The 17170-nt window shown below is 51.8% G+C and carries 17 protein-coding genes and 4 tRNA genes; 5 read left to right on the top strand and 16 right to left on the bottom strand.

The features are described from left to right. The first annotated feature begins 152 nt into the window (after window positions 1-152). From WG891_RS00855 to WG891_RS00845, 3 genes are all read left to right on the top strand, one after another. Entirely contained in the window at window positions 153-1499 is a 1347-nt protein-coding gene (locus tag WG891_RS00855; protein WP_337261224.1) for an anaerobic C4-dicarboxylate transporter, read from the top strand. Between the two features lie 245 nt (window positions 1500-1744). Next, entirely contained in the window at window positions 1745-2509 is a 765-nt protein-coding gene (locus WG891_RS00850; RefSeq protein ID WP_337261223.1) for a DUF481 domain-containing protein, read from the top strand. 308 nt (window positions 2510-2817) lie between these two features. Continuing rightward, window positions 2818-3036, top strand: coding sequence for a DNA-binding transcriptional regulator (locus tag WG891_RS00845; RefSeq protein WP_076942419.1), 219 nt, complete (start codon window positions 2818-2820; stop codon window positions 3034-3036). Between the two features lie 143 nt (window positions 3037-3179). Here WG891_RS00845 and rplS read toward each other — a convergent pair whose 3' ends face one another. The 5 genes from rplS to ffh form a co-directional block, all read right to left on the bottom strand. Continuing rightward, window positions 3180-3527, bottom strand: coding sequence for a 50S ribosomal protein L19 (gene rplS, locus WG891_RS00840; RefSeq protein ID WP_076942420.1), 348 nt, complete (start codon window positions 3525-3527; stop codon window positions 3180-3182). Between the two features lie 47 nt (window positions 3528-3574). Further along, entirely contained in the window at window positions 3575-4342 is a 768-nt protein-coding gene (gene trmD / locus WG891_RS00835) for a tRNA (guanosine(37)-N1)-methyltransferase TrmD (protein WP_156294120.1), read from the bottom strand. A gap of 52 nt (window positions 4343-4394) precedes the next feature. Then, on the bottom strand, window positions 4395-4943 hold the full coding sequence (gene rimM / locus WG891_RS00830) for a ribosome maturation factor RimM (RefSeq protein ID WP_076942422.1): 549 nt from the start codon (window positions 4941-4943) through the stop codon (window positions 4395-4397). 18 nt (window positions 4944-4961) lie between these two features. Continuing rightward, window positions 4962-5210 (bottom strand): 30S ribosomal protein S16, encoded by a 249-nt coding sequence (rpsP, locus tag WG891_RS00825; RefSeq protein ID WP_037404063.1) that lies wholly within the window; start codon window positions 5208-5210, stop codon window positions 4962-4964. Window positions 5211-5427: 217 nt separating this feature from the next. After that, on the bottom strand, window positions 5428-6789 hold the full coding sequence (gene ffh, locus WG891_RS00820) for a signal recognition particle protein (RefSeq protein WP_076942423.1): 1362 nt from the start codon (window positions 6787-6789) through the stop codon (window positions 5428-5430). 165 nt (window positions 6790-6954) lie between these two features. Between ffh and WG891_RS00815 the strand changes: the two genes are divergently transcribed. Next, window positions 6955-7746 carry a cytochrome C assembly family protein gene (locus WG891_RS00815; protein WP_156294128.1) on the top strand — a complete coding sequence of 264 codons (792 nt, stop codon included), beginning with the start codon at window positions 6955-6957 and terminating at the stop codon, window positions 7744-7746. Between the two features lie 63 nt (window positions 7747-7809). Continuing rightward, window positions 7810-9099: an HlyC/CorC family transporter gene (locus WG891_RS00810; protein ID WP_337261222.1), complete on the top strand. Its 1290-nt coding sequence runs from the start codon at window positions 7810-7812 to the stop codon at window positions 9097-9099. 67 nt (window positions 9100-9166) lie between these two features. On the opposite strand, the gene luxS is transcribed toward WG891_RS00810, so the two are convergent. The 11 genes from luxS to recX all read right to left on the bottom strand — a co-directional run bounded on the left by luxS (window position 9167) and on the right by recX (window position 17120). Beyond that, window positions 9167-9682, bottom strand: coding sequence for an S-ribosylhomocysteine lyase (luxS, locus tag WG891_RS00805; protein WP_337261221.1), 516 nt, complete (start codon window positions 9680-9682; stop codon window positions 9167-9169). Between the two features lie 172 nt (window positions 9683-9854). After that, a complete protein-coding gene (gene gshA / locus WG891_RS00800; protein ID WP_337261220.1) occupies window positions 9855-11417 on the bottom strand; it encodes a glutamate--cysteine ligase in 1563 nt (520 codons plus the stop codon). A gap of 82 nt (window positions 11418-11499) precedes the next feature. Beyond that, window positions 11500-11928: a YqaA family protein gene (locus tag WG891_RS00795; RefSeq protein ID WP_337261219.1), complete on the bottom strand. Its 429-nt coding sequence runs from the start codon at window positions 11926-11928 to the stop codon at window positions 11500-11502. Further along, window positions 11925-12491, bottom strand: coding sequence for a fructose-1-phosphate/6-phosphogluconate phosphatase (yqaB, locus tag WG891_RS00790; protein ID WP_076942428.1), 567 nt, complete (start codon window positions 12489-12491; stop codon window positions 11925-11927). The genes WG891_RS00795 and yqaB overlap by 4 nt, the downstream gene beginning before the upstream one ends. A 143-nt stretch (window positions 12492-12634) precedes the next feature. Then, window positions 12635-12711 (bottom strand) — tRNA-Arg (locus WG891_RS00785). Window positions 12712-12765: 54 nt separating this feature from the next. Then, a tRNA-Arg gene (locus WG891_RS00780) sits at window positions 12766-12842 on the bottom strand. Window positions 12843-12903: 61 nt separating this feature from the next. Beyond that, window positions 12904-12980, bottom strand: a tRNA-Arg gene (locus WG891_RS00775). Between the two features lie 3 nt (window positions 12981-12983). Beyond that, window positions 12984-13076, bottom strand: a tRNA-Ser gene (locus tag WG891_RS00770). Window positions 13077-13386: 310 nt separating this feature from the next. Next, on the bottom strand, window positions 13387-13572 hold the full coding sequence (csrA, locus tag WG891_RS00765) for a carbon storage regulator CsrA (protein ID WP_004091602.1): 186 nt from the start codon (window positions 13570-13572) through the stop codon (window positions 13387-13389). A 253-nt stretch (window positions 13573-13825) separates the two neighbouring features. Further along, window positions 13826-16453, bottom strand: a complete 2628-nt coding sequence (alaS, locus tag WG891_RS00760; protein WP_337261218.1) for an alanine--tRNA ligase — start codon at window positions 16451-16453, stop codon at window positions 13826-13828. A gap of 133 nt (window positions 16454-16586) precedes the next feature. Continuing rightward, on the bottom strand, window positions 16587-17120 hold the full coding sequence (gene recX / locus WG891_RS00755; protein WP_076942430.1) for a recombination regulator RecX: 534 nt from the start codon (window positions 17118-17120) through the stop codon (window positions 16587-16589). Window positions 17121-17170: the final 50 nt, after the last annotated feature.

Genomic DNA, 17170 nt, shown 5'->3' with positions numbered 1-17170 from the left:
CTTAATCTCACAGTTATCCCCTGCTAAATAAATAATTATGTCTGCAAATCGTTTGCACCTCTTAAGAGGTACTCTGCACAGACAGACCCCGCCTCATCAGCCTTGAGGGGTGATAATCGTTAGCATTTTTTCATTTCTCACAAGGGATACTCATGATCACTCTGGAATTTGCAATTATTATTCTCTGCTTATTAGTCGGCACCCGATTTGGTGGGATGGGGCTGGGCTTAATTAGCGGCATTGGTTTATTCTTGCTGTGTTTTATATTCGGACTGGAGCCTGGAAAACCGCCCGTCGATGTCATGCTGACTATTCTGGCGGTCATTGGTTGTGCCTCGGTGCTACAAACCGCTGGCGGCCTGAACGTTATGATGCAATATGCTGAACGCCTGCTGCGCCGCCACCCTCAGCACATTACGCTACTAGCCCCGTTTACCACCTGGACTCTGACCTTCCTGTGCGGTACCGGGCATGTGGTCTATACCATGTTCCCGATCATCTCCGATATCGCCATTAAAAAAGGGATCCGCCCTGAGCGCCCGATGGCCGTGGCCTCCGTGGCGTCACAAATGGCCATTACCGCCTCACCCGTTTCCGTCGCCGTTGTTTCACTGGTTTCAATTATCGCTGCCGGCCACGGTATCGGTAAGGCCTATACGCTGGTCGATATTCTGGCTGTCTCGATCCCTGCTTCACTAGTGGGGGTGTTGATGGCCGCCTTGTGGAGCCTGCGCCGTGGCAAAGATCTGGATAAAGACCCGGAGTTCCAGGCAAGAATTCAGGATCCACAACAACGCGCTTATATCTATGGCAGTACCGAAACGCTACTCAACCAAAAATTCCCGAAACAGGCTTATTGGTCCACCGCCATTTTCTTCGCCGCGATCGCTATCGTCGTGCTGCTGGGGGCTTTTGCCGATATACGCCCATCTTTTGCTGATGCCAAAGGTGTGCTGAAGCCGCTGTCGATGAACCTGGTTATCCAGATGATGATGCTGATTGCGGGTGCCGTGATCCTGATGGGCTGCAAAGTGAAACCGGGGGATATTGCCAACGGTGCCGTGTTCAAAGCCGGGATGGTGGCCATCTTCTCAGTATTCGGCGTGGCGTGGATGAGTGATACCTTCTTCCAGGCGCATATGGGCGATTTAAAACTGCTGCTGGAAGACGTCGTCAAAAACCAACCCTGGACCTACGCGATAGTACTATTTCTGGTTTCCAAGCTGGTTAACAGCCAAGCCGCGGCGCTAACCGCCATTGCCCCCATGGCACTGCAATTAGGCGTTGACCCCAAAATGCTGCTGGCGTTCTTCCCTGCCGCTTACGGTTACTTTGTTTTACCCACCTACCCTAGCGATCTGGCCTGCATCGGTTTTGACCGTTCTGGGACAACGCGTATCGGTAAATTTATCATCAACCACAGCTTTATCATTCCTGGATTGATTGGCGTACTGTGCTCCTGCATCACAGGCTATATTCTGGTCAGCATCTTCCTGTAAATCCTCTGCACGGTAGCGGCTCTTTACCGTTACCGTGCAATCAGAGCCGCTCCAACACCCGGTAAAACCTTAAGGCTAACAAGTATTTTATGTTGCTAAAGCCAGCAAATTCAGTAGAAGAAAAATGAATAAGTCGCGAGTAAAAATTAAAAACTTAAGCTAACCGAGGCTATTTTTGTCGCCGTGGCGAACCGATATAATGTGAGCGTTATCACTGATTATCACTCTTAACAACTGGATCCAAAATGCTCTCTTTACGCGCTCGTCGCGCCATTCCGCTGTATTTCAGCTGCTTGACCGCTTTCACCAGTATTTCAGCCCTTGCCGACAACACTCTCTTTACCGCGATGGACGACCCATCCACCGCCAAGAAACCGTTTGATGGCAATATTCAGGCGGGTTATAACGCCCAATCGGGCAACTCGCAGAACTCCACCCTGTTAGCCAACACCACCATGACCTGGTTTAACAGCGATACGGCGTACAGCCTGTGGGGCGCGGCGAACAACACTACCTCTTCCAATGTGCGCTCTTCGGAAAGATATCAGGCAAGTGGCCGTACCCGTCACAACCTGACCAACCGTAACTATATGTTTGGTCAGGCCGGTTGGTTGAACGATCGCTTCAACGGCTATGATTCGCGCACCACCGTCACCGGGGGCTACGGTCGTCAGATTTTCAACGGCCCGCTTCATGATCTACGCGTGGAATTCGGTCCTGGCGTTCGCCATGATGAATATCGCGGGGGTGGCCGCTCTACCCGTGCTCTGGCTTACGGTGCAGCCAACTATTCATACCGGTTGACAGATAATACCCGCCTCTCAGAAGGTTTGTCTGCGCTTGCTAATGATGAAACCACCGTCAACTCAGAAACCGCGCTGAACGTATCAATCAACAACGATTTCTCTCTGCGCTTGGCCTATACCGTGACTTACAATAGTAAGCCGCCGGCTTCTGCACCGAAAAACACCGATACCACCACATCAGTCACGCTGGTATACGGTTTGTAACCCGTCTGTTCTCAGCATTGTTGTTCTAAGCCCATCATTGATGGGCTTTTTTATGCTGGCAACGCGGCTTTACACATTCTGCTAAAAAGATATCTCCCCCTCTTGACGAATTTAGCAATTAGCTTAATACTGTATGTATACACAGTAATTATTCATAGGCTAGAACCATGAAAAGCCCAGATACCAGTGAAGGTAGTGCAGCCGTTACTGTGGCTAACAGAAATAGATTCTTTAAGAAACATCGGTGTTTTTTTGAGTGTGGTTTAACTCAATAGCGTTTTATCATTTTTATCAAAGAGGGGGTTTCTATGATGCATTGTCCATTGTGCGGTAGTGTGGCGCACACTCGCTCCAGCCGTTATCTGACTGAATCGACGAAAGAACGTTATCATCAGTGCCAGAACATTAATTGCAGTTGCACATTTGCCACCCATGAATCGGTAGCCCGTGTCATTGTTAAACCTGGTGATATCATTCCAGCGCAACCACATCCAGAAAAAGGCAAACAGCGCGCCGCCGCACTGTAATCCAGCGCCATGCAGGCTTCCGTGCAATGTTTACGTGCACGTGCATAGGTAGACATGACCCGACAGACAAGCAAAAAAAGGGGCTTACCTTAACGGTAAGCCCCTGATAGCTATTAACTTTTGGATGCAGCGTTAGCTGTATCTTAGTTAAGACGCTCTTTGATACGAGCAGCCTTACCAGTACGCTCACGCAGGTAGTACAGTTTGGCTTGACGAACGGCACCACGACGCTTAACAGTAATGCTGTCGATTACTGGGGAGTGAGTCTGGAATACACGCTCAACACCTTCGCCGTTGGAAATCTTACGAACAGTGAATGCAGAGTGCAGACCGCGGTTACGGATAGCGATAACCACGCCCTCGAATGCCTGCAGACGTTTCTTGCTACCTTCAACGACCCATACCTTAACTTCCACGGAATCACCCGGACGGAATGCAGGTACGTCTTGCTTCATCTGCTCTTGTTCAATTTGCTTAATAATGTTGCTCATAATATGTCTCTTACCCTAGGTAAACTGATATATCGGTCTCGTCTGTATCAGACGTTCCCTTCATAGTCCTGTTGCTTGGCCCGATGTTCCCGTTGGAACTCAGCCAGCAACACCGCTTGCTCGTCAGTCAGAGCTAGGCTTTCTAGAAGTTCAGGTCTTCTAAGCCAGGTACGGCCCAGCGACTGCTTTAAGCGCCAGCGACGTATCTCGGCATGGTTGCCCGACAGTAAAACCGGCGGAACCTCCATCCCTTCCAACACCTCGGGGCGGGTGTAGTGCGGGCAGTCCAGCAATCCATCAACAAAAGAGTCCTCTTCTGCTGAAGCCTGATGGCCCAGCACACCCGGTATAAAACGGGCGACCGAATCAATCAGGGTCATTGCCGGCAGTTCCCCACCGCTGAGGACGTAATCGCCGATTGACCATTCTTCGTCAATTTCGGTTTGGATCACGCGCTCATCAACCCCTTCGTAGCGGCCACACACCAGAATCATCTTCTGATTAGCCGCCAGTTCGCGCACACCGGTTTGATCCAGCTTACGCCCCTGAGGTGACAGATAAATCACCTTTGCTCCCTCGCCTGCCGCTGCTTTTGCTGCATGAATGGCTTCCCGTAAAGGTTGCACCATCATCAACATTCCCGGTCCGCCGCCATAAGGGCGATCGTCCACGGTACGATGCCGGTCGTAGGTGAAGTCACGCGGACTCCAACACTGCACGCTCAGCAGGCCATTTTTTACTGCCCGGCCAGTCACCCCGTAATCGGTGATTGCGCGGAACATCTCAGGAAACAGGCTTACAATACCAATGAACACCAGCCAATCCCCATTTTGTCATTCCACTTGCTTCGACCGCTGAATCCGGAGGTCAAAAACCAGGATCCCACTCAGCCTCAATAATCTTGGCAGCGAGATCGACTTTCTTGATAACCTGCCCATGAAGAAACGGGACCAACCGCTCCTTCATGCCGAATGCATCTTTCAGGTTTGCCCGCACGACCATCACGTCGTTAGAACCGGTTTCCATCATATCGATGACTTTCCCCAGTTCGTATCCAGAAGTGGTGATTACCTGGCAGCCCATCAGGTCTTTCCAGTAATAATCATCGCCTTCCAGAGGAGGCAACTGCCCAGAATCCACGACAATTTCGCAATTGGTCAGTAAATTCGCCGCATCCCGATCGTCAATACCTTTAATCTTGATGATCAGATCCTGACTGTGGCGCTTCCAGTCTTCCAACTCAACAAGCTGCCACTGACCCGAGCGCTGGATAAACCAGGGCTGATAGTCAAATATGCTTTCGGCGTTCTCGGTGGATGAAAATACTCTGAGCCAACCACGAATGCCGTAAGTAGACCCCATTTTACCGAGTACTATCGGCGCGATCGGTGCTACCGGTTTGAGTTGCTTGCTCATTGCCACCACCGCGACAGATTAAGCTGCTTTCTTGGCTTCTTTGATCAGCGCAGAAACGCGATCAGAAACCGTTGCACCCAGACCCTGCCAGTGCTCAATGCGATCCAGGTCCAGACGCAGTGCTTCAGCCTGACCCGATGCGATCGGGTTGAAGAAGCCTACACGCTCGATGAAACGACCATCACGAGCATTACGGCTGTCGGTCACTACTACTTGATAGAACGGACGCTTTTTAGCGCCGCCACGTGCCAAACGAATTGTTACCATAACATCCTCTTTAGTTAATAAAACAGCCGGGCCCCATTGAGGGAACGGGGCCCGGTTGCAATATAAAAAGCCCGAAAATTTTACTCATTTTGGCGCAAAAAGCAATCTAAAGCGTCGATTGCTGGGAATTCGTTTTTGCAGCCAGCATACTTTCAGGCGGTCTTTGCCACCAACGGCAAATCTTTGAACGCGTTCACATCTCTAAATGCAAACCGCTTTAACGGCCTGGGAAGCCCGGCGGCATCATACCCTTCATGCCGCGCATCATCTTCGCCATGCCGCCTTTCTTCATCTTTTTCATCATGCGCTGCATTTCGTCGAACTGCTTCAGCAAGCGGTTAACGTCCTGCACCTGCATCCCGGAACCCGCTGCGATGCGACGTTTGCGCGAACCCTTGATAATTTCGGGTTTGGCGCGTTCCTTCAGCGTCATGGAGTTGATAATCGCCTCCATGCGCACCAGAACCTTGTCGTCCATCTGCGATTTCACGTTATCTGGCAGTTGCCCGGCCCCCGGCAGTTTGCTCAGCATGCTGGCCATACCGCCCATATTACGCATCTGCTTCAACTGCTCCAGAAAGTCGGTCAAATCAAAACCGTCGCCCTTCTTCAGCTTGTTCGCCAGTTTCTCCGCCTGCGCACGGTCAACTTTGCTTTCAATATCTTCGATCAGCGACAGCACATCGCCCATGCCGAGGATGCGCGAAGCCACGCGATCCGGGTGGAAGGGTTCCAGTGCTTCGGTTTTCTCACCCACACCGAGGAACTTGATCGGCTTGCCGGTAATGTGGCGGATAGACAACGCCGCACCGCCGCGCGCATCGCCATCGACTTTGGTCAATACCACGCCAGTCAGCGGCAGCGCTTCGTTGAACGCCTTGGCGGTATTAGCCGCATCCTGGCCGGTCATGGCATCAACGACAAACAGGGTTTCCACCGGCTTGATCGCCGCGTGCACCTGTTTGATTTCGTCCATCATCGCTTCGTCAACGTGCAAACGGCCTGCGGTATCGACGATCAGAACGTCGTAAAATTTCAGCTTGGCGTGTTGCAGCGCACGGTTAACGATATCGATCGGCTTTTCTTGCACATCAGACGGGAAGAAGTCGATCCCCACGCTCTCTGCCAAGGTCGCCAATTGTTTAATCGCCGCAGGGCGATAAACGTCGGCAGAAACCACCAGCACTTTTTTCTTCTGCTTTTCTTTCAGGAATTTACCAAGCTTCGCCACGCTGGTGGTTTTACCCGCACCTTGCAGGCCGGCCATCAGCACCACGGCCGGTGGCTGTGCAGCCAGATTCAGCTCAGTGTTCACCTCACCCATCGCGGCAATCAGTTCGTTTTTGACGATCTTGACGAATTCTTGCCCCGGCGTCAGGCTTTTGTTCACTTCATGACCAACCGCACTCTCTTTTACGCGGTTGATAAACTCACGCACCACCGGCAGCGCAACGTCCGCTTCCAGCAGTGCCATACGCACTTCACGCAGGGTGTCTTTGATATTATCTTCGGTCAGCCGCCCACGGCCGCTGATATTGCGCAGGGTGCGCGACAATCGATCGGTTAAATTTTCAAACATCGTCTCATGCTCAACGTAAAGTCAGGCCGCAGTGGCGACACAATTGCGGCGATTATAACACGAAGCAAACACGATCTCTGCCTCAGCGTTGGAGATCGGTTGGAGTGAAGCGCGCTCAACGCTATACTGACAGTCCAATTAACCATGCCGATGCTAAATAACGCGATGCCAGTTTTCTCCATTGTGGCTTTGATGGCCTACCTGCTCAGCCTTGGACTGATCATTCCCAGCTTGTTGCGGAAGAATAGCGCTTACCGTCGGCTGGCGATTGTCTCCGCCGTGGTGGCATTGATCTGCCATGCCGTCGCACTCCAGCAACGCATTTTTGACGTCAACACCGGGCAAAACCTCAGCCTGCTGAATATTGGTTCGGTTGTCAGCCTGATTATCTGTTCGGTGATGACCTTTGTGGCCTCGCGCGATCGCGGCTGGTTCCTGCTGCCGATTGTCTACAGCTTTGCGATCATCAATCTGGCCTTGGCCAGCTTTGTGCCCGGTGAGTTTATTACTCACCTGGAAGCCAGCCCGGAACTGATGGTGCATATTGGCCTGGCACTGTTCTCTTACGCTACGCTGATGATTGCGGCACTTTATGCTTTGCAGTTGGCCTGGTTAGATTACCTGTTGAAGAACAAAAAGCTCAGTTTCAGCGCCGATATGCCGCCGCTGATGAGTATTGAACGCAAGATGTTCCACATCACCCAGATCGGCGTGGTGCTGCTGACCCTGACGCTGTGTACCGGCCTGCTTTACATGGATAACCTGTTCAGTAAAGAAAACGTGCACAAGGCCGTACTGTCCATCATGGCCTGGTTTGTTTACATCGTCCTGTTGTGGGGCCACTATCACGAAGGCTGGCGCGGCCGCCGCGTGGTCTGGTTCAGCTTCGCCGGTGCCTTTCTTCTCACGCTGGCCTACTTCGGCAGCCGCCTGATCCAGGAAGTGATGGTGCGCTAGAATATCCTCTAGGGCCCCTCATTCCGGTGAGGCTTTCTTTCTCTATGCATAAGGAATATCGCGTTGGAGCATGTTTCGACAGGGACCCTCATCATCATTCTGGTGATTATGATTGTGGTCTCCGCTTATTTTTCAGCATCCGAAACCGGCATGATGACGCTCAATCGCTATCGTCTGCGTCATCTGTCCAAACAGGGCAACCGGGCTGCACGCAGGGTAGAGAAACTGCTGCAAAAGCCCGATCGTCTGATTGGCCTGGTGTTAATCGGCAATAACCTGGTCAACATTCTAGCCTCGGCCTTGGCGACTATCGTCGGTATGCGTCTGTATGGCGATCTCGGGGTAGCCATTGCCACCGGAGTTCTGACCCTTCTGGTGCTGTTATTTGCTGAAGTGCTGCCTAAAACCTTTGCAGCGCTTTACCCGGAACGTATCGCGTTTCCCAGCAGCTTCCTGCTGGCACCGCTGCAGAAAGTCATGTTTCCGTTGGTATGGCTGCTGAATGGCATCACTACGCTGATATTGCTTATTTTCGGCATTCGCACCAACGTGCGTATCAGCGGTGCCTTAAGCCAAGACGAACTGAGAACCATTGTGAATGAATCCCAGTCTCAGATTTCACGTCGCAATCAGGACATGCTGATTTCCGTACTGGACCTGGAAAAAGTGACGGTGGACGACATTATGGTGCCGCGCAACGAGATCGTCGGCATTGATGTTAATGATGACTGGAAGTCAATCATGCGCCAATTGACCCACTCCCCACACGGCCGCATCGTGCTATACCGCAGCTCGCTGGACGATTCCATCGGTATGCTGCGCGTGCGCGAGGCCTATCGCTTGATGACCGAGAAAAAAGAGTTCAACAAAGAGAACCTGCTGCGTGCCGCCGACGAGATCTACTACGTGCCAGAAGGCACACCGCTCAATGTGCAACTGGTGAAGTTCCAGCGTAACAAAGAGAAAGTTGGCATTGTGGTTGATGAATATGGCGACATTCAGGGCCTGGTCACGGTAGAGGATATTCTTGAGGAGATCGTCGGGGACTTCACCACCTCAATGTCTCCGACGCTAGCAGAGGAAGTGAATCCGCAAAGCGATGGTTCAGTGCTGATTGACGGCACGGCGAACGTACGTGAGCTGAATAAAGCCTTCAACTGGAGCTTACCCGCTACGGAAGCCCGCACCATCAACGGCATGCTGCTGGAAGAGTTGGAAGAGATCCCCGATATCGGTAAGCGGGTGCGCATTGGCCATTACGATATCGATATCCTCGACGTGCAGGAAAACATGATTAAGCAGGTGCGCGTCACGCCGATAAAATCACTGCAGGCCAGCGTGCAGAATCATTAATAACCCTTTAATATAAAAGAAAAAGACGCAGATTCGCGTCTTTTTTAACCTCTGAGTATTAGCGGAACTAAATGTGCAGTTCCTGCAGCTTCTCTTTCGGTAACGCCAATTCGTCGTTGTGGTTCACCACCACGCCGTGATCGAGGATATGCTTAGCAATCTCTTGCGCTTCTTCTAATGAATGCATGTGGTAGGTGCCACATTGGAATTCATTCAGCTCAGGGATTTTACGCTGATCGGTAACCTTCAGCACATCAGCCATCGCAGCTTGCCACGCATCGGCAACGCGCTGTTCTTCAGGCACGCCAATCAGGCTCATGTAGAAGCCGGTACGGCAGCCCATTGGGGAGATATCAATAATCTCAACGCCATTACCATTCAGGTGGTCACGCATAAAACCGGCAAACAGATGCTCCAGCGTATGAATCCCGCGCTCCGGCATCACTTCCAGATTGGGGCGACAAAAGCGCAGATCGAATACGGTGATCGTATCGCCGTGAGGAGTTTGCATGGTTTTAGCTACGCGGACAGCCGGAGCTGCCATGCGAGTATGGTCTACGGTAAAACTATCCAACAGTGGCATGTCGTCACCTCCTCATAAATAGCATTTATTTCGAAACTTTTTTCCCACTAGAGGAAACCTTTTCTAACTCAGCGAGTCTGAGTATATGAAAGACGCGCATTTGTTATCATCATCATCCCTGTTATGTTATCAGAGATGCATATTTGGCCACATTGACGTGGCCATTTCTTTTTTAGCCCCCGCCGTTTGCCTTCAGGAACTCATCAAAGCTTAATGTATCACCGGCTTCCAGGTCATGCTGGCGCTGCCATGATGCTTTCTGTTCCTGGGCCAGTTGCTCTTCAGTCAACAGCTCCAGCGGTTCTTTCATCAGCATATTACGGTATTGCTCCGCCAGCCCCAGACCAACACGGCCGATGCCTTCGGCTTTCATCGCCTTCAGGATACGGGCAGAGAATGTCAGTTCAGGATCGTCGAACGCGGCGACCAGTTGATCACAAACCTGTTGATACGCATGATTACCCGCTTCGCTGTCGAGCACTTCAGCGACACGTCTAAGATCGTCAAACAACGCCTTACCCACCGTCGTCAGGGGTTCGCGAGTATCATCACAGCCAATACCAATAGTCTGCCCCGGTTTACGCCCTTCCAGAATCACGCGATTCCAGTTTTTACGCGTACACAGCAGTTCGTCGCTGCTCATCTCCGGCGCATCGGCCAATACGCACCACACCAGGAACAGATCCAGGAAACGGGCCTGTACGGCATCGACACCAATCGGCGAGAACGGGTTAATGTCCAGCGAACGCACCTCAATATATTCGATTCCGCCGCGTAGCAGCGCATCTGATGGCGTTTCACCGCTGTTGGTAACGCGCTTGGGCCGAATCGGGGCGTAAAGCTCGTTCTCTATCTGCAAGACGTTGCTGTTGAGCTGCAGATAGCGATCGCCCTCTTTCACTCCCAGCTTGGCATATTCTTCAGACGGTGTAGCGATCGCCCGTTTCAGCCCTTTCACATAACTTTGCAAATCGTTAAAGGTAATCCCCAGATTACTCTGCGATTTGTTAGTGTAGCCGAGATCGCTCAAACGCAGCGAAGTGGCATACGGCAAATAGCACATGCCCTGTGCATTGCGCTCAAACGGCAACGCCGTTTCTCGCCCTTTCAGGAACGAGGAACAAATTGCCGGCGAAGCACCAAACAGGTAAGGGATCACCCAGCCAAAACGGTAATAATTGCGGATCAGCCGGAAATATCCTGCCGAGATCTGCTCTTTACCACTTTCGGCGTCTTCAACGCCTGCCCATGCCTGCCAGAATTCTAACGGCAAGGAGAAATTATAGTGCACGCCAGAAATCGTCTGCATCAACGCGCCGTAGCGGTTTTTCAGGCCTTCACGATACAGCGTTTTCATGCGCCCGATATTTGACGAACCAAACTGTGCCAGTTCGATATCCTGCTCAGCCTCGATGAAACACGGCATGCTCAGTGGCCACATGCGTTCATCACCCAGGTTCCGTGCCACATGACGGTGAATGTCACGCAAGAACGCCAGCAGGTGATCGATGTCGTCATCAACCGGCGTAATAAACTCTAACAGCGCCTCGGCAAAGTCTGTGGTAATCCATTGGTGCGTTAATGCCGCCCCCAGTTGTTCTGGATGACCGGTCGTGGCGAGCGTGCCATCAGCGGTAACCCGCAGTGTTTCACGCTCGATACCACGCCGGATCCCTTTTAATGCATGAGGGTGGGCTTCCAACCAGGAAAGCGCCTGTGATACGTCCGGGATCAAATTGACCTCCCGCTGCTAAAAACGATAACTTGTCAGCATACTGAATCTGCCACCAAGGGAATATTGAGTGATATTCACTTGGCTAATGCCACCAGGCGATTCCCTGTAGCGTAATCATAGTTAATATGATGTAACGCAACGCTTTTCCAACACACAGAAATAGCGTAACAGAGCCCCATGGCATGCGCAGCCAGCCTGCCAACACGCACAACAAATCGCCCACTACCGGCACCCAACTGAGCAGCAGCGCAGCCGGACCAAAGCGTTTTAACCAACCGAGCGCCGTTTCCAACCCCCGCTGCGGCTTCAACGCCGGTAATAGGCGCCCAATAATAACGTTGGTCAATCCACCCAGGGTATTACCTAAGGTGGCCACCAGCACCAATAGACTTGGTGAAACACTGCTGTTGGTCAGCAAAGCCACCAACAGAATCTCGGAATTGCCAGGCAACAGCGTCGCACTGAGAAAGCTGCTGCCAAACAATGACATGATAGCCAGCGTACTACTCACAATGTACGGACGTCTACCACGGCCATATTGGCACGCTTTGCAGCCTGAATACCAAAATCGGCATCTTCAAATACCACACACTGCTCTGGCGGCACGCCAATCAACTCAGCGCAACGCAGAAACGTATCTGGCTCCGGCTTGTGACGCTGCACATCGTCAGCACCGACAATGGCATCAAAACAGTTAAACAGCCCTAAATGACGCAACAACATCTCCGCCATACGGTGTTCGCTACCGGTACCCACCGCCATCGGACGGCGGCCATGATAGGATTTGACCACCTCGATCAACGGCAATGGGCGCACGCTCTCCAGCAGCATGGCTTCTACCGCTCGGGTTTTCTCTGCTGCAAGGTGATGGGGATCGAGATCGGCCTGATGCGCCACAATGATGGCCTGAGCAATATGCCAAGTAGGTGAACCATTCAATGCCACCATCGCAGCCTCATCAAACGTCATGCCATAGCGCGCCAACACTGCATGCCACGCCTTGCGATGCGTCGATTCGGTATCCAGAATCGTGCCATCCATGTCGAAGATCAGACCCTGGTAGCGATCGTACATCATGACTCCATGCTCGTTGAAGAAAGAAAACCACTTTAGCGTAAAGCTGAATGGTTGTCGCTGCTTGAACATGATGGAAAGTGCGGAACGGAAACGATGAGGAGCAGAAAGCGAAAAACCCGCCAAAGCGGGTTTTTCTTAGATGGTGCATCCAGGAGGATTCGAACCTCCGACCGCTCGGTTCGTAGCCGAGTACTCTATCCAGCTGAGCTATGGATGCAATCTGACTTTTTACTGCGAATTTGTTTCATTCCGTGAAACTTCACTTGAAGAATGGTGCATCCAGGAGGATTCGAACCTCCGACCGCTCGGTTCGTAGCCGAGTACTCTATCCAGCTGAGCTATGGATGCACAGGAATTCTTTCTGATACCTTATGGTATAACTTCAATCGCTTTACCATATGGCTAAATATGGTGCATCCAGGAGGATTCGAACCTCCGACCGCTCGGTTCGTAGCCGAGTACTCTATCCAGCTGAGCTATGGATGCAAATGGCGGTGAGGCGGGGATTCGAACCCCGGATGCAGCTTTTGACCGCATACTCCCTTAGCAGGGGAGCGCCTTCAGCCTCTCGGCCACCTCACCATACGCTTCTTGCGAATTGTGCCTAACTTGCTTTAGAGAAGCTCATCGGCACTGCGTGGCGCACATATTACTTTCCCCGACTTATAAGTCAAACAATTTTTCCCAACTCATGCGCGTTTGCACAAATCACAGGCAACATGCGTGATTTCACGACAAAAAGAGTGTTTTATCAACAGACAAACGCAACGATAGATACCGCTGAAATCTGTGGGCAAGGAAAAAAACATTGGCAGAAACGCAGGAAGGTTCGGGGAGAAAATAACGGGCGTGGTAAGAGCGTCTCGCAATAAGACGAGACGCTACTCAGAAATCAGTAAGTCGTCTGCTGAGACTTCTCGGCCTGGATGCGCTGATAGATTTCTTCGCGGTGTACAGACACCTCTTTGGGAGCATTCACACCAATACGAACTTGGTTGCCTTTAACCCCCAGCACTGTGACCGTGACCTCATCGCCAATCATGAGGGTCTCACCAACTCGACGAGTCAGAATTAACATTCTTTGCTCCTTGAAAGATTAAAAGAGTCGGGTCTCTCAGTTTCCCCGACATTATCCATCATATGCAGTGAAAACGTAAGCCATAGAACCCACAATAAATGTAAGTAGACTTAGTGTCACTCCAGATTATGATAAGTTTAGCCGACCTGAGAAACTTTGTTCCCGTAATTATCACTACATTGTGTTGGCATCGAATAATAACGCCATAATTTACAAAGTATTATGGCGTTATCACGTGCCTATATATTTATATTTACAGCCTCGAGGCCACCCAGGCTTCGACACTCTCTAACGCCGCTGGTAGAGCACTGACGTCACTCCCTCCAGCCTGCGCCATATCAGGGCGGCCACCGCCCTTGCCGCCAACCTGCTGCGCGATGTTACCAATCAACTCCCCGGCCTTCACCCGGTCGGTGAGATCTTTAGTAACGCCAACAATCAGACTGACTTTTCCTTCTTCTGCCGTGGCCAGAACAATCACTGCAGAACCCAGTTGATTTTTAAGATCATCAACCATGGTACGCAACATTTTCGGCTCCACGTTATCCAACTGGCTGACCAACAGTTTAACGCCGTTGACCCGTTTTGCTTTGCTCGACAGAGAAGCACTTTCCAGCGCAGCCTGCTGATCCTTCAACTGTTGTAACTCTTTTTCCAGTGCGCGGGTACGATCGAGCACCGCCCGGACTTTATCGGTCAGGGTATTGCTGTCACCTTTCACCAGGTGCGCAACCTCTTGCAACAGGTCATTTTGCTGATGCAGGGTCGCAATCGCCCCTTCACCGGTCACAGCCTCAATACGGCGAATACCGGCAGCCGTACCCGACTCACTCTGAATGCGGAACAGACCGATGTCCCCGGTACGGCTGGCATGCGTCCCACCACAGAGTTCGGTGGAGAAATCTCCCATGCTTAACACACGCACATTGTCATCATACTTTTCGCCAAACAGTGCCATCGCACCCTTTTCTTTGGCATCGTCGAGCGCCATAACGTCAGTCTGCACCACCAGATTACGTCGAACCTGCTGGTTGACCAAATCCTCAACAACACGGATCTGCTCAGGTTTCATCGCTTCAAAATGCGAGAAATCGAAACGCAGATACTTGTCATTCACCAACGAACCTTTCTGTGCGACATGATCGCCCAACGTCTGACGCAGCGCCGCATGCAGCAGGTGGGTTGCCGAGTGGTTCAGGCGAATTCGATCGCGGCGGGCACTATCAATCATCGCATCAACACGGTCGTTCAGCTTCAGCGTGCCGGTTGCCAGTTTGCCCTGATGACCGATCGCCTGACCATACTTCTGGGTGTCACTGACCACAAACTCAATATCGGCAGTTTTCAATATACCTTTATCACCGACCTGACCACCCGACTCGGCATAGAATGGCGTTTCATCCAAGACCACAACGGCCTCTTCACCCGCCTGGATCGCCTCTACTGGCTGGCCGTCGCGGAACAAGGCCACCACCTTCGCCTGTTGCTCGTCGCGATCGTAGCCATTGAACTGGCTGGCACCTTCAACGCGGATCATACTGTTGTAGTCAGCGCCAAAACCGCTGGACTCACGCGCACGGCGGCGTTGCGCTTCCATGGCCTGCTCAAAGCCAGCCTCATCAACCTTCAAGCCACGTTCACGACAAACATCAGCCGTCAGGTCAACCGGGAAACCGTAGGTATCGTACAAGCGGAATGCCGTTTCACCATCCAAGGTATCGCCCTGTAACTGAGCTAACTCATCGTCCAGCAGGGCCAAACCACGCTCCAGCGTGCGAGCAAACTGCTCCTCTTCGGTTTTCAGCACCTGCTCGACCAACGCTTGCTGGCGCTTCAGCTCATCGGCTGCCGAGCCCATCACTTCAATCAATGGCGCAACCAGCTTGTAGAAGAAAGTATCTTTCGCACCCAGCATATTGCCATGGCGAATCGCGCGGCGAATGATACGGCGCAGAACGTAACCCCGGTTTTCATTCGAAGGGATGACACCATCAGAGATCAGGAATGCGCACGAACGAATATGATCGGCGATAACGCGCAGCGATTTGTTATTCAGATCGGTGGCGCCGGTCACGTCAGCAACGGCGGCAATCAGAGTGCGGAACAGATCGATATCATAGTTGGAGTTCACATGCTGCAGGACTGCGGCAATACGCTCCAGGCCCATGCCGGTATCCACCGAAGGTTTCGGCAATGGCTGCATAGTGCCGTCGGACTGGCGGTTGAACTGCATGAACACGATGTTCCAGATCTCAATATAGCGATCACCATCTTCTTCTGGGCTGCCTGGCGGGCCCCCCCAGATATGATCGCCATGATCGTAGAAAATCTCAGTGCATGGACCACAAGGACCGGTATCACCCATCTGCCAGAAGTTATCAGAAGCAAAGGCCGCGCCTTTGTTGTCACCGATACGGATAATGCGCTCAGCCGGAACACCGATCTGCTTTTGCCAGATGTCGAAAGCTTCGTCATCAGTCTCGTATACGGTAACCCACAGCTTCTCTTTTGGCAGATTGAACCAGTTTTCACCGGTCAACAGTTCCCAGGCATAGCTGATAGCATCATGCTTGAAATAGTCACCGAAGCTGAAGTTACCCAGCATCTCAAAAAAGGTGTGGTGACGTGCGGTATAGCCTACGTTTTCCAAGTCGTTGTGCTTACCACCGGCACGTACGCAACGCTGCGAAGTGGTAGCACGGGAATAGGCTCGCTTATCCAGCCCCAGGAAAACGTCCTTAAATTGGTTCATACCGGCATTGGTAAACAGCAATGTCGGGTCATTGTTAGGCACCAGAGAGCTGCTTGCTACGACCTGATGACCTTTACTATGAAAGAAATCGAGAAACGCTTGACGGATCTCAGCGGTGCTCTTGCTCATAATTTTCCTGGAAAGGCTAGAATAACGACACGTGAGCAAGAAGCACGACATCCTGGCGATATCATCTCGCTCACGAACAAAAAGTGTGAATAAGATAAATTTTCTTCAGAGGGAAGTAAAACACCGTGTGCGCTCATTGCGCAAAATCACGGTAAATAGACTGAATTTCTTCCTGGAAGAAGCCCCGATAGAGCAAATAACGCTGCACTTTGGCTTTATCTTTCCATTCTACCGGCAATGGATCGCCAAATTTACGCTGTGCAATCTGCTTCGCCTGCTCACACCAATCGATGTCGCACGCAGCCAATGCCGCCTGCACAATCTCTTTTTCTACGCCTTTCTGCATCAGTTCAGAGCGTATACGCTGGGCACCATAACCTTTACGGCTCCGCCCGGCGATAAAGCTATTGGCAAAACGTTGGTCATCCAGCCAGTGATGTTGGTAACAGTAGGCGATCACTTGCTCAATAACTGCGGGGTTAACGGGTTCTTCGGGGGGATTGTGAGAGGATTGCGAACCGAATCGGGCATTCGCCACAAACGGCTGCGCCGCAAGTTTGCGGCGCAGTTCAGCTTCACTATGATCGCGTTGAGACAATAAGCGCATCGCGCGGCTTATCAACGCATTCTGTTCGTTACGCAAGGGCGGGGAAACCGCATCATTCATACCGTACAACCTTAGTGCTCAACAGGCGCACCGCCAAGGGTGCGCATGCT

This window comes from Serratia sp. MMO-28 (assembly GCF_037199905.1).
Taxonomy (GTDB): Bacteria; Pseudomonadota; Gammaproteobacteria; order Enterobacterales; family Enterobacteriaceae; genus Chania; species Chania oryzae.
The sequence above is the reverse complement of the archived record's forward strand: the minus strand, read 5'-3'. Positions and strand labels throughout refer to the sequence as shown.

What these genes read in the sequence shown, in the direction of transcription:
- ffh (WP_076942423.1), bottom strand. Translation starts at nt 6,789, where the DNA reads ATGTTTGAAAATTTAACCGATCGATTGTCGCGCACCCTGCGCAATATC.
- recX (WP_076942430.1), bottom strand. Translation starts at nt 17,120, where the DNA reads ATGAATGATGCGGTTTCCCCGCCCTTGCGTAACGAACAGAATGCGTTG.
- WG891_RS00855 (WP_337261224.1), top strand. Translation starts at nt 153, where the DNA reads ATGATCACTCTGGAATTTGCAATTATTATTCTCTGCTTATTAGTCGGC.
- yqaB (WP_076942428.1), bottom strand. Translation starts at nt 12,491, where the DNA reads ATGTACGATCGCTACCAGGGTCTGATCTTCGACATGGATGGCACGATT.
- WG891_RS00815 (WP_156294128.1), top strand. Translation starts at nt 6,955, where the DNA reads ATGCCAGTTTTCTCCATTGTGGCTTTGATGGCCTACCTGCTCAGCCTT.
- WG891_RS00850 (WP_337261223.1), top strand. Translation starts at nt 1,745, where the DNA reads ATGCTCTCTTTACGCGCTCGTCGCGCCATTCCGCTGTATTTCAGCTGC.
- alaS (WP_337261218.1), bottom strand. Translation starts at nt 16,453, where the DNA reads ATGAGCAAGAGCACCGCTGAGATCCGTCAAGCGTTTCTCGATTTCTTT.
- rpsP (WP_037404063.1), bottom strand. Translation starts at nt 5,210, where the DNA reads ATGGTAACAATTCGTTTGGCACGTGGCGGCGCTAAAAAGCGTCCGTTC.
- rplS (WP_076942420.1), bottom strand. Translation starts at nt 3,527, where the DNA reads ATGAGCAACATTATTAAGCAAATTGAACAAGAGCAGATGAAGCAAGAC.
- luxS (WP_337261221.1), bottom strand. Translation starts at nt 9,682, where the DNA reads ATGCCACTGTTGGATAGTTTTACCGTAGACCATACTCGCATGGCAGCT.
- csrA (WP_004091602.1), bottom strand. Translation starts at nt 13,572, where the DNA reads ATGTTAATTCTGACTCGTCGAGTTGGTGAGACCCTCATGATTGGCGAT.
- WG891_RS00845 (WP_076942419.1), top strand. Translation starts at nt 2,818, where the DNA reads ATGATGCATTGTCCATTGTGCGGTAGTGTGGCGCACACTCGCTCCAGC.
- rimM (WP_076942422.1), bottom strand. Translation starts at nt 4,943, where the DNA reads ATGAGCAAGCAACTCAAACCGGTAGCACCGATCGCGCCGATAGTACTC.